The 18,789-nt window shown below is 59.8% G+C and carries 20 protein-coding genes and 1 tRNA gene; 5 read left to right on the top strand and 16 right to left on the bottom strand.

Translation table 11 applies throughout. The features are described from left to right. Window positions 1-34 precede the first annotated feature (34 nt). Window positions 35-111, bottom strand: a tRNA-Met gene (locus CKW07_RS20455). 299 nt (window positions 112-410) lie between these two features. Between CKW07_RS20455 and dinB the strand changes: the two genes are divergently transcribed. Then, on the top strand, window positions 411-1,472 hold the full coding sequence (gene dinB, locus CKW07_RS20460; RefSeq protein ID WP_095146768.1) for a DNA polymerase IV: 1,062 nt from the start codon (window positions 411-413) through the stop codon (window positions 1,470-1,472). A gap of 50 nt (window positions 1,473-1,522) precedes the next feature. On the opposite strand, the gene CKW07_RS20465 is transcribed toward dinB, so the two are convergent. The 4 genes from CKW07_RS20465 to CKW07_RS20480 form a co-directional block, all read right to left on the bottom strand. Next, window positions 1,523-2,476, bottom strand: coding sequence for a hypothetical protein (locus tag CKW07_RS20465; protein ID WP_095146769.1), 954 nt, complete (start codon window positions 2,474-2,476; stop codon window positions 1,523-1,525). Window positions 2,477-2,493: 17 nt separating this feature from the next. Continuing rightward, window positions 2,494-4,209 (bottom strand): proline--tRNA ligase, encoded by a 1,716-nt coding sequence (locus CKW07_RS20470; RefSeq protein WP_095146770.1) that lies wholly within the window; start codon window positions 4,207-4,209, stop codon window positions 2,494-2,496. 126 nt (window positions 4,210-4,335) lie between these two features. Beyond that, window positions 4,336-5,898 carry an AmpG family muropeptide MFS transporter gene (locus CKW07_RS20475; protein ID WP_095146771.1) on the bottom strand — a complete coding sequence of 521 codons (1,563 nt, stop codon included), beginning with the start codon at window positions 5,896-5,898 and terminating at the stop codon, window positions 4,336-4,338. Window positions 5,899-5,942: 44 nt separating this feature from the next. Further along, window positions 5,943-6,296: an MGMT family protein gene (locus tag CKW07_RS20480; protein ID WP_095146772.1), complete on the bottom strand. Its 354-nt coding sequence runs from the start codon at window positions 6,294-6,296 to the stop codon at window positions 5,943-5,945. Window positions 6,297-6,461: 165 nt separating this feature from the next. Between CKW07_RS20480 and CKW07_RS20485 the strand changes: the two genes are divergently transcribed. Next, on the top strand, window positions 6,462-7,469 hold the full coding sequence (locus CKW07_RS20485) for a DUF481 domain-containing protein (protein WP_095146773.1): 1,008 nt from the start codon (window positions 6,462-6,464) through the stop codon (window positions 7,467-7,469). Between the two features lie 109 nt (window positions 7,470-7,578). Here the strand turns inward: CKW07_RS20485 and CKW07_RS20490 are convergent, their stop codons facing one another. Continuing rightward, window positions 7,579-7,788, bottom strand: a complete 210-nt coding sequence (locus tag CKW07_RS20490; RefSeq protein WP_002554837.1) for a cold-shock protein — start codon at window positions 7,786-7,788, stop codon at window positions 7,579-7,581. A gap of 354 nt (window positions 7,789-8,142) precedes the next feature. Between CKW07_RS20490 and dcd the strand changes: the two genes are divergently transcribed. Both dcd and CKW07_RS20500 read left to right on the top strand, forming a co-directional pair. Further along, window positions 8,143-8,709 (top strand): dCTP deaminase, encoded by a 567-nt coding sequence (dcd, locus tag CKW07_RS20495; RefSeq protein ID WP_019692149.1) that lies wholly within the window; start codon window positions 8,143-8,145, stop codon window positions 8,707-8,709. Window positions 8,710-8,816: 107 nt separating this feature from the next. Next, window positions 8,817-9,026, top strand: coding sequence for a hypothetical protein (locus tag CKW07_RS20500; protein WP_095146774.1), 210 nt, complete (start codon window positions 8,817-8,819; stop codon window positions 9,024-9,026). Between the two features lie 206 nt (window positions 9,027-9,232). Here the strand turns inward: CKW07_RS20500 and CKW07_RS20505 are convergent, their stop codons facing one another. The 6 genes from CKW07_RS20505 to CKW07_RS20530 all read right to left on the bottom strand — a co-directional run bounded on the left by CKW07_RS20505 (window position 9,233) and on the right by CKW07_RS20530 (window position 16,113). Then, window positions 9,233-9,997, bottom strand: coding sequence for an ABC transporter ATP-binding protein (locus CKW07_RS20505; protein WP_095146775.1), 765 nt, complete (start codon window positions 9,995-9,997; stop codon window positions 9,233-9,235). 13 nt (window positions 9,998-10,010) lie between these two features. Next, window positions 10,011-11,129, bottom strand: a complete 1,119-nt coding sequence (locus CKW07_RS20510) for a succinylglutamate desuccinylase/aspartoacylase family protein (protein WP_095146776.1) — start codon at window positions 11,127-11,129, stop codon at window positions 10,011-10,013. A gap of 12 nt (window positions 11,130-11,141) precedes the next feature. Further along, window positions 11,142-11,852 (bottom strand): ABC transporter permease, encoded by a 711-nt coding sequence (locus CKW07_RS20515; RefSeq protein WP_095146777.1) that lies wholly within the window; start codon window positions 11,850-11,852, stop codon window positions 11,142-11,144. After that, on the bottom strand, window positions 11,849-12,577 hold the full coding sequence (locus CKW07_RS20520) for an ABC transporter permease (RefSeq protein ID WP_095077419.1): 729 nt from the start codon (window positions 12,575-12,577) through the stop codon (window positions 11,849-11,851). Before CKW07_RS20520 ends, CKW07_RS20515 begins: the two co-directional genes overlap by 4 nt. A gap of 58 nt (window positions 12,578-12,635) precedes the next feature. After that, window positions 12,636-13,418, bottom strand: coding sequence for a transporter substrate-binding domain-containing protein (locus tag CKW07_RS20525; RefSeq protein ID WP_095146778.1), 783 nt, complete (start codon window positions 13,416-13,418; stop codon window positions 12,636-12,638). A gap of 244 nt (window positions 13,419-13,662) precedes the next feature. Beyond that, window positions 13,663-16,113 carry a penicillin acylase family protein gene (locus tag CKW07_RS20530; RefSeq protein WP_095146779.1) on the bottom strand — a complete coding sequence of 817 codons (2,451 nt, stop codon included), beginning with the start codon at window positions 16,111-16,113 and terminating at the stop codon, window positions 13,663-13,665. A 210-nt stretch (window positions 16,114-16,323) separates the two neighbouring features. On the opposite strand from CKW07_RS20530, the gene CKW07_RS20535 reads away from it, so the two are divergent. Then, complete coding sequence (locus tag CKW07_RS20535; protein ID WP_095146780.1) at window positions 16,324-16,872, top strand: cysteine hydrolase family protein; 549 nt, start codon at window positions 16,324-16,326, stop codon at window positions 16,870-16,872. A gap of 40 nt (window positions 16,873-16,912) precedes the next feature. Here the strand turns inward: CKW07_RS20535 and CKW07_RS20540 are convergent, their stop codons facing one another. The 4 genes from CKW07_RS20540 to CKW07_RS20555 are packed head-to-tail and all read right to left on the bottom strand — an operon-like array spanning window position 16,913 to window position 18,622. Beyond that, on the bottom strand, window positions 16,913-17,122 hold the full coding sequence (locus CKW07_RS20540) for an SEC-C metal-binding domain-containing protein (RefSeq protein WP_095077415.1): 210 nt from the start codon (window positions 17,120-17,122) through the stop codon (window positions 16,913-16,915). Between the two features lie 5 nt (window positions 17,123-17,127). Continuing rightward, a complete protein-coding gene (locus tag CKW07_RS20545; RefSeq protein WP_095146781.1) occupies window positions 17,128-17,613 on the bottom strand; it encodes an LEA type 2 family protein in 486 nt (161 codons plus the stop codon). Between the two features lie 33 nt (window positions 17,614-17,646). Continuing rightward, a complete protein-coding gene (locus tag CKW07_RS20550; RefSeq protein ID WP_095146782.1) occupies window positions 17,647-18,120 on the bottom strand; it encodes a YchJ family protein in 474 nt (157 codons plus the stop codon). A gap of 4 nt (window positions 18,121-18,124) precedes the next feature. Beyond that, window positions 18,125-18,622, bottom strand: a complete 498-nt coding sequence (locus CKW07_RS20555) for a DUF6231 family protein (protein WP_095077412.1) — start codon at window positions 18,620-18,622, stop codon at window positions 18,125-18,127. Window positions 18,623-18,789 lie beyond the last annotated feature (167 nt).

Genomic DNA, 18,789 nt, shown 5'->3' on the forward strand with positions numbered 1-18,789 from the left:
AAGGCCACTCTTTCGAGTAGCCTTTTTTGATGTTTGGTTGCGGGAGCCGGATTTGAACCGACGACCTTCGGGTTATGAGCCCGACGAGCTACCAGACTGCTCCATCCCGCGTCTGTGTGTCGGCATTCTACAGAGGATCAGGGTGCTGTCAACGATTGATTCATAAAAAATGCTGTCTGTTCAATCGGTTAGCGTTTTTTGTCAGGAGGGTTATGGGCTTGAAGGCTTGCTGTGCAAGGCTTTCAGCTCTATTGGTGGCTTGAACTTGATTAGAAAAATAAATCCATCAGTCACCTGTCCTACGCTCAGTAGAGAAGATTCAAGGTACTGGTGCTATATACAGTTGTCAGTGAGATACTGGTGATCTGGCTTGTTTGGGTTCCTTTTCCTTCATTGAACACCGCCTTGATATGACGCAACGCAAAATCATCCACGTCGACTGCGACTGCTTTTATGCTGCCATCGAGATGCGTGACGACCCGACGCTGGCCAGCAAGCCGCTGGCCGTGGGTGGTTCGGCGGACCGGCGGGGCGTCATTGCAACCTGCAACTATGAGGCGCGAGCCTTTGGGGTACGGTCGGCGATGTCTTCGCGACATGCACTGAAGCTGTGCCCGGACCTGGTCATCGTCAAGCCGCGGATGGAAGCCTATCGAGAGGCGTCGAAGGAAATCCAGGCCATCTTTCGCGATTACACCGAGCTGATCGAGCCCCTGTCGCTGGACGAGGCTTACCTCGATGTGTCCGAGAGTAGCCATTTCGCGGGCAGTGCCACGCGAATTGCCCAGGATATCCGGCGCCGGGTCTCCAATCAGTTGCACATCACGGTGTCGGCAGGCGTGGCGCCGAACAAGTTCCTGGCGAAGATCGCCAGTGACTGGAAAAAACCCAACGGGTTGTTCGTGATCACGCCGGATCAGGTCGAGGATTTTGTCTCGCAACTGCCGGTAAGCAAGTTGCACGGGGTGGGAAAGGTCACGGCGGACAAGCTGGCCCGGCTGGGGATTGTCGATTGCCTGCAGTTGCGCGAGTGGAACAAGCTGGCGCTGGTGCGCGAGTTCGGCAGTTTCGGCGAACGGTTATGGAGTCTGGCTCGTGGGATTGATGAGCGGCAGGTGCAGAATGACAGTCGGCGGCAGTCGGTGAGCGTGGAAAACACCTACGACGTTGATCTGCCAGACCTGGTCAGCTGCCTGGACAAGCTGCCAGCGTTGCTGGAGTCGCTGAATGGGCGCATGGCTCGCATCGACAGCAGTTACCGTCCGGGCAAGCCGTTCGTGAAGGTGAAGTTTCATGACTTCACCCAGACGACACTGGAGCAGGCCGGCGCGGGGCGGGATTTGGGCAGTTTTCAGCTGTTGCTGACACAGGCATTCAACCGGGGTGGCAAGCCGGTGCGATTGCTGGGGATTGGCGTGCGTTTGCAGGATCTGCGGGGCGGGTTCGAGCAACTGGATCTATTTGGCTGGTAAGACCTCGCGCCTACCAGGGTAGGGGCGAGGCTTGCCCGTGAAGCGTCAGATCAATTCGGGCCAGGGTCGGCCACTAGCCGTCCGGCATCCTTGGTCAGGGACTTGAGGAACTCACTCTGCAGTTCAGGATCGTTGCGAGTCAGTTCGATCAGGCTCTGTTCAAGCTCGCTGGCTTCCTCTTCCAGACCCAGTTCCGACAGACGTTTGACCCGGTGTACCCACTGGCTGACTTCGTCGTCTTCGAGGTCGTCGTAAATCAGCTCATGGGCTTCCAGCAGCTTGCTGCGCAAGTTGCCGCTAATGGCCAGTGATGAGTCGGTGTGCACGTCATCCTGGGCATCCGCTACGGAAATATGCAGCTTGCTGATGTGGCTCAGGTCGTTTTCCGAGAACGGGCTGTCGAGCAGGTTCAAGCGCAACAGGCCATTACGGTCGGTGGTGAGCTCGAAGGTCTGCTTGCCGGTCTTGACCTCTACCGGGCGTTCGCTCCAGGGCAGGCTCGAGTACTCCGTGCGCTTGTCGCGCTGGACTTCATCGATGCCCGCCAGGTTCTGTTGCGCGCGTCCGTGGGACTGTACGTTCATGAACGGGTTGAGCCCGGCAAAGCCGTAGCTGATCCAGTCCTTGGTGGCACTGTCCGGCAGGTTGCCCAGGGCGAAGACATTGACCACGTTGGCGCCGACGCCGGCCACCACCGCGACCGCGCCCAGCGGGATCTCGTAGACCTCCCGCCAGGGTTGGTACGGCGTATAGCGATCATAGCGACGGGTGACTTCGAACTCGGTGACCTCGAAGGTCTTCTGTTCGTTTATCCGTACCCGGCGTTGCGGCAGCTCAAGCACCTTAGGCTCACCGACATCGATCTGAAGGCTGTGATCGAGCAGTTTTCGCTCGATGCGCTCCTCGTGCTCGCTGCGCTGCGACATTTGATTGGCGCAGCCGCTGATCAGCAGGGTGCCGCACAGGGCGGCACCACCGAGGCTTAAGGTGTTTCGCTTGAACATGAGGTCTCTATCTGGTGTCAGCGGCGGATACGAGCCTGAAGGAACGACAGCACGTCGGCGACCGGCAGCGCTTGCGGCTCGGCCTCGGTACGGCTCTTGTATTCCAGGTTGCCTTCGGCCAGGCCGCGGTCACTGACCACGATCCGGTGAGGAATGCCGATCAGCTCCATGTCCGCGAACTTGATGCCCGGGCTGGTTTTCTTGTCGCGATCGTCCAGCAGCACTTCGAAGCCGGCCGCCGTCAATTCAGCGTAGAGCTTGTCGGTGGCTTCGCGAACCAGGTCGGTTTCGTAGCGCAATGGCACCAGGGCAATCTGGAAAGGTGCGAGGGTGTCGCTCCAGATGATCCCTTTCTCGTCGTTGTTCTGCTCGATGGCTGCCGCCACCACGCGGGACACGCCGATACCGTAGCAACCCATTTCCAGGGTCACCGGCTTGCCGTTCTCGCCCAGCACTTCGCACTTCATCGCCTTGCTGTACTTGTTGCCCAGCTGGAAGATGTGTCCGACTTCGATGCCGCGCTTGATTTCAAGGGTGCCTTTGCCGTCGGGGCTCGGGTCGCCGGCCACGACGTTGCGCAGGTCGGCCACGGTCGGAACCGGCAGGTCGCGTTCCCAGTTGACGCCGAAGTAGTGCTTGTCGTCGATGTTGGCGCCGATGCCGAAGTCGCTCATCAGTTCGACCGAGCGGTCGATGATGATTGGCAGCGGCAGGTTCAGCGGGCCGAGGGAGCCGGCGCCGGCGCCGATGGCGTCACGCAGTTCGGCTTCGGAGGCCATGACCAGCGGGCTGGCAACGCCAGGCTGATTGGCGGCCTTGATTTCGTTGAGCTCGTGGTCGCCGCGAATGATCAGCGCGATTAGCTTGCCGGCTTCTTCGGCGTGTACCACCAGGGTCTTGATGGTCTTTTCGATCGGCAGGTTGAAGCCTTCGACCAGTTGCGCGATGGTCTTGGCGTTCGGCGTGTCGACCAGGCGCAGTTCTTCGGTGGCTGCGGCGCGGGAAGTTTCCCGTGGCACGGCTTCGGCTTTCTCGATGTTCGCCGCGTAGTCGGAACCGTTGCTGAAAACGATGTCGTCTTCACCGGACTCGGCCAGTACGTGGAACTCGTGGGAACCGGCGCCGCCGATCGAGCCGTTGTCGGCCTCAACCGGGCGGAACTTCAGGCCCAGGCGGGTAAACACGTTGCAATAAGCCTGGTGCATGCGGTCGTAGGTGACCTGCAGCGATGGCTGATCGGCGTGGAAGGAGTAGGCGTCCTTCATGATGAACTCGCGGCCGCGCATCAGGCCGAAGCGTGGGCGGATCTCATCACGGAATTTGGTCTGGATCTGATACAGATTGATCGGCAGCTGCTTGTAGCTGCTCAACTCGTTGCGCATCAGGTCGGTGATCACTTCTTCGTGAGTCGGGCCTGCGCAGAAGTCGCGACCATGGCGATCCTTGAAGCGCAGCAGTTCAGGGCCGTACTCCTCCCAGCGACCGGATTCCTGCCACAGCTCAGACGGTTGAGTGCTCGGCATCAACACTTCGAGAGAGCCGGCGGCGTTCATTTCTTCGCGAACGACGGCTTCAACCTTGCGCATTACCCGCAGGCCCATGGGCAGCCAGGTGTACAGGCCCGAGGCGAGTTTGCGGATCATGCCGGCACGCAGCATCAGCTGGTGGCTGATGACGACCGCATCGGAAGGCGTTTCTTTCTGTGTGGCGAGCAAAAATTGACTGGTGCGCATGGTAGGCCGTTGTCGGTTGCTGAAGACTAGAAATGACGGAACATTGTACGGGCGAGATCCGCTGACGTACAGGCGTGCAGCCTAGGGTATCACCCGGGCGCGGGGAAAGCCCCGCGCTGTCCGGGATTACTCGATGGCGTTAGTCGTCTGGGTGGGCTCCGGCGTCTGTGTCGGCGTCGGGCCTTCACGGCGGCTTTCCTGATACCAGTGCACAAGGATCAGGACGAGGGTCGGGATGCCAAGCAGGGCGGTGATGATAAAGAAGTCGTGGTAGCCGAATTTTTCCACCATGACCCCGGTGTAGCCACCGATCAGGCGTGGCAACAGCAGCATGATCGAGCTGAGCAGGGCGTATTGGGTGGCCGAGAACTTCAGGTTGGTCAGGCTCGACAGGTAGGCCACGAAGGCCGATGTCGCCAGGCCGGAGCTGAAGTTGTCCAGGGAAATGGTGGCAATCAGCATCTGCAGGTTGGCGCCCATGTCGGCGAGCATCACGAACAGAATGTTGGTGCCGGCCGAGGCCGCGCCGCCGATGAACAGAATGGGCAGGATGCCGAAACGCACGATCAGCAGGCCGCCCATGCCGGCGCCGATCAGGGTCATGATCAGGCCGAAGATCTTGCTCACCCCGGCGATCTGGTCCTTGGTGAAGCCCAGGTCAATGTAGAACACGTTGGCCATGACGCCCATCACGGTATCGGACATGCGGTAGGTGGCAATCAGGCCGAGCAGCAGCAAGGCTTGCCAGCGATAGCGCATGACAAAGTCGTTGACCGGTGTCAGCACCGGGGCCAGGCCCCGTCGGCCCATGGTCGACAGGCACATGGCAGTGAAGGTGATGTAGAGGATGGCGCGCAGGAAAGCGCGGTCTTCCAGCAGCAGGTCGAGCAGGCTGGCGTCGCCGAACAGTACGCTGGCAAAGTCGGTGTTGTAGAGCTGGGTGAACATCGCCGGTACGGACACCAGCAGCACGATCAGGACGAACACGGACGCCAGTTGGTGCGCAAAGCTGTAGCGGCCGGCGGACAGTTGTGTGCGCAGCGGCACTGGCGGTTCGCGCATGAGCAGGCAGGTCACCAGCGCCGGGATCATCAGCAGGCCAAAGAGGACATAGGTACCGGTCCAGGCCGAGTGTTTGTAATTGAAACCGGTGGAGCCGAAGCCTTCGGCAAAGAACAAGGCGCCCGCGGTGGCCAGCAAGGCAGCAACCCGATAGCCGGACATGTAGCTGGCGGCCAGTGCGGCCTGGTGTGTGTCGTCGACGATTTCCAGGCGGTAGGCGTCGACGGCAATGTCCTGGGTGGCCGAGGCAAAGGCCACCACCACGGCAATCGCGATCAACCAGGACAGGTGTTTTTGCGGGTCGCAGAAGCCCATGCCGATCAGGCCCAGGATCACCAGGACTTGCGACAGCACCAGCCAGGATCGTCGTCGACCCAGTTTGCCCAGCAACGGCAGGCGCCACTGGTCGAGCAGTGGCGACCAGACCCATTTGAAGGCATAGGCCAGCCCGATCAGGCTCGCGTAGCCAATGGTTTCGCGGGCCACGCCGGCCTCACGCAACCAGACGGAAAGCGTCGAAAACACAAGCATGTAGGGCAGGCCGGCGGCGAAGCCCAGCAGCAACAGCACGAGCGTCGAGGGGCTGGCATAAGCGGCGAGCGCGGCGCGCCAGGTTTTACGGGGCATGGGCTGGAGTCTGCCTCAAAATATACGGAAACAAAGCGCGCACTCTAACCGCTGTGCTCTACCGGGCGCCAGCCATGGCGCTGAATATCAACACGATTGTTCAGGATACTGACGCCTTCCATGCGCAAGCGCGCCCGTTGTTCGTCGCCCGATGGGGTGCCTGCTGGCAGGCTGATCCGGCCGCCCGCGCCGAGTACGCGGTGCCAGGGCAGCGTGCTGTCCGCGGGCAATTGGCTGAGGGCACGTCCCACCCAGCGAGCGGCGCGACCAAGGCCGGCCAGTTCCGCGAGTTGGCCGTAACTGACGACCTTGCCTTCCGGCACTTGCGCCAGGGTGACGTAGAGTGCCGTTCGGCGGATGTGTGCCGGGTCCTGGGAATCGTTCTCGTCGTCACTCACGTCCGGGTTTCCTTGGAAAGGGGGGCGTCGTACCGTTGGTAGCTCGAGGCGCCAATGATCCAATGATAAATGAACTCGATGCAAATACCCCGGTCAGTCCTTGCTTGGGCGTTCTCTATGGGATAATGCCGCCTTTTTTCGCGAACCCGAGTGTTGTCGTTGCTTATGCTGTCCAGAACCTTGTTATGCCTCGCCGTCCTCTCTGTCTGCACGCCAGCACTCGCCGACACTGTCTGGTTGAAGAACGGTGATCGCTTGAGTGGCAAGATCAGGCTCTTCGACGGCGGCAAGTTGCTGATCCAGACCGAGTACGCCGGGGCGGTTGCGATCGACTGGAAGCAGGTCAAGACCCTGGAAAGTGATCAGCAACTGCTGGTCAAACAGGGCGATTACAGTGCAGAGGTGGCCAAATCGTTGCAGGCGGCCGATGCAGGCAAGGTCACGTTGGCCAACGGTGATGCGCCCAGGACCGTGGAGCTGGCCAGTATTCAGCAAATGCTCAAGCCCCGACCGGTGGTCGAGGATATGGTGTGGAAGGGCAATGTCGACGTCGCGCTGGATTACGAGCGCTCGGAAACCAAGACGGATGACTACGCCATCGATTTCAAGACCAGTGCGCGTCATGGTCATTGGCGTCACACGGCGGAAGGCGAATATAACCGCGAGTTCCAGGATGAGGTGGTGACTTCGGACAATTGGCGTGCGGAATACGCCCTTGACCGCTTCGTTACCGAGCAGTGGTTCTGGCAAGGGCGATTCAACTACAAGCGCGACAAGGTTGAAGACTTGAAGCTGCAGCGCACTGTGGGTACGGGGCCGGGCTATCAGTTCTGGGATGATGAGCTAGGTGCGTTTTCGCTAGGTTCGCTGTTGAATCGAACCGACTATGAGTACACGCAGGGAGGGCGGGATAATTTCTACTCCCTGGCGATGAAGTGGGACTACAACCGCTACCTGATTGGCAGGTCGGTCGAGCTGTTCACCACCGGCGAGGTCGGCAAGCCCCTGTCCAGTGTGGCGGACTACGCACTCGATGCCGAGGCCGGGTTGCGTTACAGGGTGACGGACTGGGCGTCGCTCAATCTGAAGGCCGAGCGCAATGAAATCAAAGGTACACAGGATAGCGACCTGGACAAGACCCATTATTCCGCTGGGTTTGGGGTGACCTGGTAAGGCGCGCAGTGGTGCGGCTGGCCGTGTTGCAGTTTTTTGCCTGTACAAAACACCCGGGCACAAAAAAGCCCCGCTTTGAGGGCGGGGCTTTTTACTAAATCAGTACAAGTTAGATAACTTGTACTTCTTCAGCTTGCATGCCTTTCTGACCGCGGGTAGCGATGAAAGAAACCTGTTGGCCTTCTTTCAGGCTTTTGAAGCCGTCGGATTGGATAGCTTTGAAGTGAACGAACAGGTCGTCACCGGATTGTGGAGTGATGAAGCCGAAGCCTTTTTCATCGTTGAACCACTTAACGGTACCGGTTTGGCGATTAGACATGGTGTAACTCCTTGGACAAAGATAACTGCGACTCAGGAAGAACCCTGGCCGAGACTGAGTGCAAAGAGCAGGAAAAATTCTTGTAGATGGTTGGATCGAAATTCAACATATCGTGTAGAGATTCTCAGTGACACAAGCAGCACAGTGGCGCCACCTTAACCCTTTTTCCGGAACGTGCCAATGGTCTTTGCGAAGGTTTCTCTGTTTTCGTGACTGACGGTGCGCATCAGCGACGCACGGCTTCTGATATTAAGGGGATCGGCGATTTATCCATCCCCGGACTTTGAACCCTGCTGCGTGCCCGGTAAGATGCCGGACAGAATTTTTCCACCTCGCTATTTCAGGACACCCGCCATGAGCATCAAATCGGACAAGTGGATTCGCCGCATGGCGCAAGAGCACGGGATGATCGAGCCCTTCGTGGAGCGCCAGATGCGTGGCGAAGGCGCCGACCGGCTGATTTCCTTCGGGGTGTCGAGCTACGGCTACGACGTGCGTTGCGCCGATGAGTTCAAGGTGTTCACCAACATCAATTCGGCGACCGTCGATCCGAAGAACTTCGATGAGAAGAGCTTCGTCGACGTCAAAAGCGATGTCTGCATCATCCCGCCGAACTCGTTCGCGCTGGCCCGTACCGTCGAATTCTTCCGGATCCCGCGCAACGTGCTGACCATCTGCCTGGGCAAGAGCACCTACGCGCGTTGCGGCATCATCGTCAACGTCACGCCGCTGGAACCGGAATGGGAAGGTCACGTGACCCTGGAGTTTTCCAACACCACCACGCTGCCGGCCAAGATCTATGCCAATGAAGGCGTGGCGCAGATGCTGTTCTTCGAATCCGATGAAGAGTGCGAAGTGTCTTACAAGGACCGTGGCGGCAAGTACCAGGGCCAGCGTGGCGTGACCTTGCCGCGCACCTGAGTCAACCGTCTGACAACGCGTATGAATTCTTGAGCGAGCGTACACTCTATGGAGTGTACTGCTCCGACCCGCGCAAGGCGGGTCGGGCCATCGCTCAGGAGTGCGCAATGAAAATCGATCCTCGAATAAGTGCCGAACTGGCCAGGCTCGAACCCAACCAAGTGGGTGTGCTGGCGTGGTCATTGTTGGCGCATCCGGCCGTCACTCAGGCTGGCGGGATCCCCGGCCAACCCGACCCGGACACCCCCAACGAACAGCCCAACGAGCCCGGTGAGCCGACCTTGCCGGATGAGCCGCCTCCTGCTCCAGTAGTGTGATAACCCAGACTGGCCGCTCATACTCGGAAATAACGGTGTGTGCCTGTGGAACCTTCAGGTAGGTGGGCCGTGTTTTGATCGCGGCCTGCTCGTCATGCCTGCTTGTGTAAAAGGCTGGGGCCGAGCCGTTATCCCTCAAAAGCAAGCACATAGCCCAGGGGGGGGCGGGAGTCGGCCAGGCCGACTCCCGTTTCATGCGTGATCAGTTACTTCAGGTTGCCACTGAGGAACTGTTTCAGGCGTTCGCTCTTCGGGTTGCCCAGTACATCCTCGGGTGTCCCTTCCTCTTCCACCACCCCCTGGTGCAGAAACAGCACCTGGTTGGACACTTTGCGTGCGAAGCTCATTTCATGGGTGACCATGATCATGGTCCGGCCTTCTTCGGCCAGGCCCTGGATCACCTTGAGCACCTCGCCGACCAGTTCGGGGTCCAGGGCCGAGGTCGGTTCATCGAACAGCATGATTTCCGGTTCCATCGCCAGCGCCCGGGCGATGGCCACGCGCTGCTGCTGACCGCCCGACAGGAACGCCGGGTACTGATCCGCCACCCGTGCCGACAGGCCGACCTTGTCCAGATAACGGCGAGCACGCTCTTCAGCGTCCTTTTTACTCACGCCCAGCACCCGGCGCGGGGCCATGGTGATGTTTTCCAGTACGGTCATGTGGCTCCACAGGTTGAAGTGCTGGAACACCATGGCCAGGCGGGTACGCAGTCGTTGCAGTTCGGCTTCGTCTGCCACGCGCATGCCATGGTGATCCTTGATCATGCGGATGGCCTGGCCGTCCATGCTCATGGCGCCGTCGTTGGGGGTCTCGAGAAAGTTGATGCAGCGCAGGAAGGTACTCTTGCCCGAACCGCTGGCGCCGATCAGGCTGATCACATCACCGGTCTTGGCCTTCAGCGAAACGCCCTTGAGTACTTCATGGCTGCCGTAACTCTTGTGCAGGCCTTCAATGGTCAGTTTGTACATGGGGCAAACATCCTCAAGGCGAAAGTAGGTAGCCGGTGCGATACGCTTCAAGGCCTGCAACATGGGCGATCACCATGCCGGCAGTGGCCATGCGTCGCGTGGAGCGGGCGTACAGCAGGCCGGCGTTGGTGCAGTGAACCGGTGTGACCCGGTCACTGATCGGATCAATGATTTCAGCGATCAATTGCCCTGCCTGCAGGTATTCACCCGGTAGCACGTGGTACACCAGTAAGCCGCCAATCGGCGTGGCCACTGGCTCTACGCCAGCGAGCGGAGTGGCCGGGTAGGGCAGCTCCGGCAAGGGCGGGGCCCGGCCTTCAATCGCGCCATAGTGTGTCAGATAGTCGATCAGCGCCTGGCTGTCCAGGCTGGCCAGGGGATGGTTGACGTCACCCTGGCCGCGCAGCTCTACGGTGACCGAGAAACTGCCCATCGGAATGTTGAAGTGCTCGCCGAAACGCTCCTGCAGTTGCCACCAGAGCAAGGTGAAGCATTCGTCGAACGACTGGCCGCCCGAGTCGGTGGCCAGCAGGCTGGCCTCGGCGCCAATGTAGCGTGCCAGGGGTTCGACCTGGGGCCAGGCGTCAGGGGTGGTGTACAGGTGCGTGACCGCTTCGAAATCACAATGCAGGTCCAACACCATGTCCGCGTCACACGCCAGTGTCTGCAGGGCCAGGCGCTGGGATTGCAGTTGGGTGCTGGCGGTCTGCCGTGCCAGCGCACTGCGCAGGTGGCTGCGGATCAGTGCCAGGTTGCGTTGCGGGTCATCGCTGAGCCGGCCCTCGATCTCGTTGCCGATCTCTTCGCTCAGGTCGACGAACCAGCGGTTGAAGTTCTGTCCGCTTTCAAGCTCGTAACGCCCGAGCGGCACATCCATCAGCACCTGTTCCAGGCCAATCGGGTTGGCGACGGGCACCAGCACGATTTCGCTGCGCAGGCGACCGGCGGCTTCAAGCTCCGCCAGGCGCAGCTTGAGGTGCCAGGCCACCAGCATGCCGGGCAGTTCGTCGGCGTGCAGCGAGGACTGGATGTAGATCTTGCCTTGGCCCTGTGTCGGACCGAAGTGGAAGCTGTGGATCTGTCGCGTGGTGCCCGGCAATGGGGCCAGCAAGTCATGAATCTGGTGGCGCATGTGCAGAAAATCCTAGTGAGTCGGCCCAAGGAACGCCAGCCAGCGGCGTTCGGCCAGTCGGAACAGGCCGACCAGCGCAAAGGTAACGGTCAGGTAAATCAGCGCGGCGATGCCGAACGACTGGAAGGTCATGAAGGTCGCCGAGTTGGCGTCGCGCGCGACTTTCAGTACGTCGGGGATGGTTGCGGTAAAGGCCACGGTGGTCGAGTGCAGCATCAGGATCACTTCGTTGCTGTAGTACGGCAGCGAACGACGCAGGGCAGATGGCATGATCACGTAGGCATACAGCTTCCAGCCGGTCAGGCCGTAGGCCTTGGCCGCTTCGACTTCGCCGTGGGCCATGCTGCGAATCGCCCCGGCGAAAATCTCCGTGGTGTAGGCACAGGTGTTCAGGGCAAACGCCAGGATGGTGCAGTTCATCGCATCGCGAAAGAACGCATCCAGCACCGGCTGCGCGCGGATCGCGGCCAGGCTGTAGATCCCGGTGTAGCAGATCAGCAGCTGGATATAGAGCGGCGTCCCCCGGAACAGGTAGGTGTAGAACTGCACCGGCCAGCGGATGTAGAAGTGTGGCGAAACCCGGGCTATCGACAGCGGGATCGATACCACGAAGCCGATGAAGATCGAGGCGCTGAGCAGCCACATCGTCATGGCCAGGCCGGTGATGTGGTAGCCGTCGCTGTAGAGGAATGGCCGCCAGTACTCCTGCAGAAGTTCGATCATCGTACGGCCTCCCTGCTGCCTGCGGCATAACGGCGTTCAAGCCTGCGCAGGACAATGTTCGACACGCTGGTGATCACCAGGTAGATCAAAGCGGCGAGCACCAGGAAATAAAACAGTTGATAGGTGCTTTTGCCAGCGTCCTGGGCGGCCTTGACCAGATCGGCCAGGCCGATGATTGACACCAGTGCGGTGGCCTTGAGCATCACCATCCAGTTGTTGCCGATACCCGGCAGGGCAAAGCGCATCATTTGCGGGAACACCACGAAACGAAAGCGCTGGCCGCGTTTGAGGCCATAGGCGGTGGCTGCTTCGACCTGGCCACGGGGCACGGCAATGATCGCGCCGCGAAAGGTTTCGGTGAAGTAGGCGCCGTAGATGAAGCCCAGGGTGATGACCCCGGCGCTGAACGGGTTGATTTCGATGTATTCCCATTCCATGAAGTCGGTAAAGGATGTCAGCCAGGTTTGCAGGCTGTAGAAAATCAGCAGCATCAGTACCAGGTCCGGTACCCCGCGAATCAGTGTGGTGTAGAACTGGGCTGGTATCCGAAGCAGCCTGGAAGCGGAAAGTTTGGCGCTGGCGCCCAGCAGACCAAGTAACACGGCCACCAGCAGCGACAACACCGACAATTTGATGGTCATCCAGGTGCCTTGCATCAGCAGTGGGCCGAAGCCCTTCAAGCTGAAGGCAGAGAGCCCCAGGTCTTGCAGGAGTTGTTCAAACATAAAATCAGCGACCTGATGGTGTAGAAAAAGCGCCCATCACGAAGATGGGCGCCGGGCATTATTTGCCGCTGTACAGATTCAGATCACCGAAGTGTTTCTTTTGAATGGTGGCGTAGGTGCCATCGTCGTGTAACGCTTTGATACCTTTATCCAAAAGCGCCTTCAGCTCTTTGTTACCTTTCGAGATACCGATCGCGGTCTTGGAGGGCAACAACTCGCTGTCGACAGGCTTGCTGACTTCGAAGTCAGCGCCTTGTGGCGACTTCAGGAAGCCCAGTTCGGCTTGCAGCATGTCCTGGATCGACGCGTCGAGGCGACCGGACGTCAGGTCCGCGTAGACCTGGTCCTGGTTGGCATAGGCCTGGGTTTTCACCCCGGCCTTGTCCAACACGGCCTTGGCGTAGGCTTCCTGGATGGTGCCTTGTTCGTAACCCACGGTTTTACCCTTGAGGGACGCAGTGTCCTCGGTCAGCCCGGAACCTTTCTTGAACACGAAGGAGGTAGGGCCGGAGAACAGCTCGTTGGAGAAGTCGATGACTTTCTCACGGGCCGGCGTCACGGTCATCGAGGAGATCACACCGTCGAATTTATTGGCCTTGAGGCCCGGAATCATGCCGTCGAAGTCACTTTCGACCCATTTGCACTTGACCTTCAGTTCGGCGCAGATTGCATTGCCCAGATCGATATCGAAGCCCACCAGGTTGCCATCGGCGGCTTTGGATTCGAACGGCGCATAGGAGGGATCGACACCAAAACGCAGTTCCTTGTATTCCTTGGCCAGCGCGGAGCCTGCAGCCATGCACAAGGCCAGTGCAGAAAGGGTCAGCAATGCTTTTTTCATTATTCAATCCTTAAGAAGCAATATGAGCGCTTGTGGCGCGTAAGTATTGTTACTGGAAAGCGTAAGACATTATGAAAGTAGCAATTTCCGAACCAGAGTCCCGAACAAGCGTTTTAAAAGTTGATTCAAGAAGCGTCTGGTCAGGCATCACGCCCCAAAAACGGGCGTGACGGGTTTACCGCACCCACACTGGGCAATCTGCATGAGGGGGGCCTGTTTCCAGGCACCCTCAGCCTCGACCCGGTCATTTGCCCGGGATCAGGGTCAATCGAGTCTTTCCATACACCTTGTCGAAGTTCTGCGGCTGTAGCGGCAGGCCCTGATACTGGCCCTTGAGCCAAGGTTCGATACTGTTCAGGTAGTTCGGGCTGGCCGGGTTACCGGATTGACCGGTGCCGTTTTGAACCATCAGCGGTTCGGCCTGGCCGAAGTCGACAATCAAGCGCATGACCGGCACCCGCGTGGCATTGAAGTCCTGGCCCCAGGTGTAGGCTGCTGCATTCAGTGTCGTGTGGTCTCCACCGGCCGCCATGGCCCCGCGTACTGTCTGGCCGCGGGTGTTTTTCCATTCATAGCGGTGCAGCTTGCCCCACTGCCAGGCTTTGCGATCGCCGCCCATCTGGCTCTCGCCAGCGGTGATCGCCGCCGCGAGGCTACGGGCGAGTATCGCCGGCTTGTCTTCTTTTTGCGCTGTGCGAATGTCATCCCAGAACGGGCTGTCTTCGCGGCCGAGCAAATGGTCGGCCTGGGCCGAGTAGGACAAGGTGCCGTTGGCAACGAACGCTTTCCAGGCCGGGCTGGAGTCCGGTCCCAGTTCGTCGAGGAACACCTGCTTCATGCTTTCCTGCAGGAACAGTTCGTAGATCGCCGCGTCGGTCGATGTCGGGCTGAGCTTGCCATCGAATGCCATCAGGCGGCTGAACGCCTCGCGTGCTTTGCCGGCTTCGAGGCCTGGCAGGGCCGAGATCGCCTGTTTCAGCGGCTGCAACATGCCGGGGGCTTCAAACATCTTTTTCAGTTTGGCGGCGAACAGGGTGGTCTGGTCGTACTGCATGGCAATCATGCTGCGACTGTCGTGCTTGCCGGCGCCCGCCAGTTCGGCGATACGCTCGCCGCGCTCGGGTGCCGCCCAGGAGTTGGACAACTGCATGCCATAACCGTGGGGAATGATCCGCTGGTTAGCGGTGCCGAGCCAGCCTTGGGCCGGGTCCTGATCGTAGGGATGGAGCATCGGGTCGGCATAGCCGTCCCAGTCATAACGACCCTCCCAGCCGGGCGATGGCAGCAGGCCTTCACCTTCGCGACGGTTCGGGAAGCGGCCCGTGACTTGCCAGCCAATGTTACTGGCGTCGGCGAACAGCATATTCAGGGCAATGGCACGGATTTCACGGCTGGCATCCGAGGCTTTTTCCACACTCTGCGCACGGGACAGGTCGAAGAACGCATCCAGGCTCCTGTCATCCTTGAACTCAGGCATCTGCAGGGCCACGCCCAGACCATTGCCCAGTGCGCTGCCTTGGGCACTGTTGAGCAGCGCGCCGTGACGGGTTTCGTACACGGCTTCGCGAATCGGTCGCTGACCTTTGACGAAGTAGGTTTCATTGCGAACCATCACCGGCTGCCATTTGCCTGCCACTTCGTAAACCAGCCCAGTGCCCTGGCGCTTGAGTTTTTCCAGGAACAGGTCCTGGTTGTCACCCATGACCGCCGTCATGCTCCAGGCCACCTTGCCATTGAACCCGGACAGGATCATCGGCAAGCCGGCAATGGTGATCCCGGCAGCCTGGTACTTCGGCGCGCGGATCTGTACAGGGCTCCACAGCGAGGGCGCGCCAATCGGGAACTGGCTGTCGCTGGCCAGCAGGCTCTTGCCGCTGCGGCTGCGTTGTGGGGCAATGGCCCAGTTGTTCGAGGCGGTGGTGCCCAGTGGATTCAATCCGGACAGTTGCTCGCCGGCTTTCGCCAGATCGGCCAGGCCCGGGATCGCGCCGTTGAGCTTCACGCCTTGAAGTTTGTCCGTCTCGCCCTGTGGCAGTTGCTCGTCCGGGTAGGACGGCGACAGCCACGCCAGTTTGTCGGTCGTGACGTTTTGCGCCATGACCAGTGCGTTTATTTCCTGCGGCAGGTTGGCCGACTGGCTGAAATTGAGCAGGCAGAAAATCAGCGCCGAATCCTCGGCTTTCCAGTATTCGGGCTTGTAGCCCGTGGCCGCCAGGTCCGCTGGCAGTTTGTCGCGATACCGGAACAGGTAGGCGTTGACCCCGCGAGCATAGACTTCAAAGAAGCGTTTGAGGCGTGGGGAGGAGGCTTTATAGAGTTCGTCGGCGTTTTTCTTGAGATTGACCGCGCGCATGTAGCGGTCAGCGTCCAGCATCTGTGCCCCGGACATTTCTGACAAACGCCCTTGGGCCAGCAAACGCAGGGTGACCATCTGGTTGATGCGGTCACTGGCGTGTACGTAACCGAGGGTGAACAGCGCGTCGTGGAAGGTGCTGCTTTCAATCAATGGCATGCCCATGGCATTACGTCGTACGGAGACGTTCTGTGCCAGCCCCTTGAGCGGTTGCACGCCGGAGGTCGGTGGCAACGTGTCCTGGGTGTTCCAGGTCTGGCACCCTGAGAGGCTGAGCACACTGGCTACAGCTGCGGCAACGCCGAACCGGGGAAGAAAAGATGTAAGGGCTGGCGAGGCCATGGCAAAGCTCCTGCAGGGGGGTAGTACCAATAAAGGCGCTACGTTAGTGAGCGGCCGGGAGCCGCGCAAGCGGGGGCCGACCTTATTTCAAGGTTTGTCCGATAATTCAGCGAATTTGCAGTCGATGACCCGCCATCCGAGGCTTGCCTGGCGGAACCGGTGATGCTCAAGTAGGCAGAATCCGATGACTGCTATGAGGGAACACTTGCCATGGAGTTTCAGGCAAACGCAACGCTGATTCTGATCGATCAACAAAAAGGTATTCATCACCCCAGGCTCGGGCCACGCAATAACCCACAGGCGGAAGACTGTATGGCGCGTCTGCTGGCTGAGTGGAGGCGATTGGCGCGACCGGTGATTCATGTTCAACACCTGTCCCGCGAACCGGACTCGGTGTTCTGGCCAGGGCAGTCTGGGGTCGAGTTTCAGGAGCGTTTTGATCCACAGGCGGGGGAGCGGGTGATCCAGAAGCAGGTGCCGGATGCCTTCTGCGGGACGACGCTTGCCCTTGATTTGCGCGAGGCGCAGGTCGAGCAATTGGTCATTGTCGGTGTGGCAACCCATAACTCGGTGGAGGCTACGGCGCGGACGGCCGGTAATCTGGGGTTTGCAACCTGGGTCGTGGAAGATGCCTGCTACACCTTCGATAAAGCGGACTTCTTCGGCAACCCGCATTCGGCCCGGGAGGTGCATGCCATGTCACTGGGCAACCTGCATGGCGAGTACGCCACGGTCATTCCCCTGGCCGGGATTCTGTGATCGCGGTCAAATGTCCGCGATCCGCCAGAAGCCTAATGCATCAAGCGCCGTGGCACTTCTTGAACTTCTTGCCGTTGCCGCATGGGCAAGGATCGTTGCGGCCGACGTCTTTCAACGCGTTGCGTACCGGCTCCTGGTGAGCGTGGCCGCAATGGGGGCCGTGTACATGGCCATGGTCGTGATCATGGTGGTCGTGATGGTCATGATCGTGGTTGCAGTCAGGGCCATGGACATGAGGTTGCTGGGTCATCGAGGTTACTCCGGAATAAAATCGCCGGGAATTATCTCGCCATAACGCGACAGGTGCACGTCATTGCGGATGAATAATCCGGTTTTCAGTTCGCCTTCGAGGCGATAAGAGATGGGTTGATCGGGTTTTTTCAGCAATTTCACCACCTCGCGCAGGTGTTGCCAGAGGTTGGTGCGAATCGGCACTTCGAAGTAGGCACTGCTGTTGGGGTCGACCCTGAACCATTCGCTGGACTCACCTTCGGTCAGCAGGAACTGGCTCAAGTGAATGCGGTACTCCAGTCCGCGAACCGTCAGGCTGGAGTCGTTGGGGTTGTCGACACGAAAATGCAGCATGAATTTCTGTTCGAGCAGTTTGGCCCTCACCACTTCGACCTTGAGCAGATGCACCTGGGGCTCAAGGTCGTCGTCGGTGAACCAGGAGGCGCAGCCGCCGAGGCCCAGGGCCATCAGCAAGGTGAGTGTCTGCAGTGCGCGCCATTGGCCGGGCATGGTGTGGCTCCTTTCTACACACTAGGTTCGTGGTTACGCGAAATACCCCGCGCAACACTTCTTGAACTTCTGTCCGCTGCCGCAAGGGCAGGCATCGTTTCGCCCGATCCTGAGCGGCACGGTCGGGTCGATGAAGTACCAGCGACTGGTGTTTTGCACAAAGGAGGAGCGTTCGCGGTGACTGTGTTCGCCAGTGTTGTCGTGCCAGCGGGCAATGAAAGTGACAAACGCGTGTTCAGGCTGGCCGCCGAAGACTTCCGAGCTTTCCACCTCCAGACCCAGCCAGGTGCTCTGCGCGCTCCAGTCGCTGATCGACTGGCGATCCAGGCCTGGTTGTTGAGCCGGCAGGGTGGTGGCGACCAGATAATCGACCAGGCCCAGCACATAGGCGCTGTAGCGCGAGCGCATCAAGGCCTCGGCACAAGGAGCGGGGTGGCCGTCGTGGTAATGGCCGCAACAGGCATCGAGCGGCGTGCCGCTGCCGCAGGGACATATGGATGTGCTCATTGTGTTACCACCAGTATTTTCCGAAGTTTTCCGGATTGGCCCAGAATCGTGAGTTGAGCCAGTCGGGCACTTGCTTGTAGTCAAGCAGATCGTAGGTGAACAGGGTCAACACCTGCTCGTTGCGCTGGAAGCGTTCACTGGCTTGCAGGGCTAGGGAATAGAAGTCGGTTTCCTGCCAGCCACAGGCATTCAGGTCCGCGAGCACCGCGATGCGGCTGGCGTTGAGGTTGCGGATCCCGCCGAGCAGGTTGAGGCCGTCGCGCTTGGGCAGGTGCTCAAGGCAATCGAGCGCCAGCGCCAGGTCGAAACGTTGGGCTGCCAGCTCCGGAGGTAGTACGCCAGGTGCTGCCTGGGCGATCTGGGTCTCGGGGTGTGCCTGCCTGAACGCCTGCAGTGCCGGGAAGTCACTGGCGCCGATCAGCAGCAGTCGCTGCGGCGCATAGCGATCGAGCAGGGCGGCGAGGGCTTGCTGGGGTGTGCGCGAAGAAATGCCTGCGGTCATCGAAGATCCTCAATCAGAACTGCAGAGACTAGCCTGCCGGAACGCTCGGGCCTAGAGCCTGATTGCGCATCAGGTTTCCAGAGCCAGTGATTACGGGGTGAAACAGAGGTGGCCTAGTGCTGGCGGATATTAAAACCCGGGTCTTTACTCCATGAATCGGTCGTAAG

The organism is Pseudomonas sp. Irchel s3b6 (assembly GCF_900187415.1).
GTDB lineage: Bacteria > Pseudomonadota > Gammaproteobacteria > Pseudomonadales > Pseudomonadaceae > Aquipseudomonas.

Coding starts and splice junctions, on each gene's coding strand:
- dinB (WP_095146768.1), top strand. CDS start 411: ATGACGCAACGCAAAATCATCCACGTCGACTGCGACTGCTTTTATGCT.
- CKW07_RS20465 (WP_095146769.1), bottom strand. CDS start 2,476: ATGTTCAAGCGAAACACCTTAAGCCTCGGTGGTGCCGCCCTGTGCGGC.
- CKW07_RS20470 (WP_095146770.1), bottom strand. CDS start 4,209: ATGCGCACCAGTCAATTTTTGCTCGCCACACAGAAAGAAACGCCTTCC.
- CKW07_RS20475 (WP_095146771.1), bottom strand. CDS start 5,898: ATGCCCCGTAAAACCTGGCGCGCCGCGCTCGCCGCTTATGCCAGCCCC.
- CKW07_RS20485 (WP_095146773.1), top strand. CDS start 6,462: ATGCTGTCCAGAACCTTGTTATGCCTCGCCGTCCTCTCTGTCTGCACG.
- CKW07_RS20490 (WP_002554837.1), bottom strand. CDS start 7,788: ATGTCTAATCGCCAAACCGGTACCGTTAAGTGGTTCAACGATGAAAAA.
- dcd (WP_019692149.1), top strand. CDS start 8,143: ATGAGCATCAAATCGGACAAGTGGATTCGCCGCATGGCGCAAGAGCAC.
- CKW07_RS20500 (WP_095146774.1), top strand. CDS start 8,817: ATGAAAATCGATCCTCGAATAAGTGCCGAACTGGCCAGGCTCGAACCC.
- CKW07_RS20505 (WP_095146775.1), bottom strand. CDS start 9,997: ATGTACAAACTGACCATTGAAGGCCTGCACAAGAGTTACGGCAGCCAT.
- CKW07_RS20510 (WP_095146776.1), bottom strand. CDS start 11,129: ATGCGCCACCAGATTCATGACTTGCTGGCCCCATTGCCGGGCACCACG.
- CKW07_RS20515 (WP_095146777.1), bottom strand. CDS start 11,852: ATGATCGAACTTCTGCAGGAGTACTGGCGGCCATTCCTCTACAGCGAC.
- CKW07_RS20520 (WP_095077419.1), bottom strand. CDS start 12,577: ATGTTTGAACAACTCCTGCAAGACCTGGGGCTCTCTGCCTTCAGCTTG.
- CKW07_RS20525 (WP_095146778.1), bottom strand. CDS start 13,418: ATGAAAAAAGCATTGCTGACCCTTTCTGCACTGGCCTTGTGCATGGCT.
- CKW07_RS20530 (WP_095146779.1), bottom strand. CDS start 16,113: ATGGCCTCGCCAGCCCTTACATCTTTTCTTCCCCGGTTCGGCGTTGCC.
- CKW07_RS20535 (WP_095146780.1), top strand. CDS start 16,324: ATGGAGTTTCAGGCAAACGCAACGCTGATTCTGATCGATCAACAAAAA.
- CKW07_RS20540 (WP_095077415.1), bottom strand. CDS start 17,122: ATGACCCAGCAACCTCATGTCCATGGCCCTGACTGCAACCACGATCAT.
- CKW07_RS20545 (WP_095146781.1), bottom strand. CDS start 17,613: ATGCCCGGCCAATGGCGCGCACTGCAGACACTCACCTTGCTGATGGCC.
- CKW07_RS20550 (WP_095146782.1), bottom strand. CDS start 18,120: ATGAGCACATCCATATGTCCCTGCGGCAGCGGCACGCCGCTCGATGCC.
- CKW07_RS20555 (WP_095077412.1), bottom strand. CDS start 18,622: ATGACCGCAGGCATTTCTTCGCGCACACCCCAGCAAGCCCTCGCCGCC.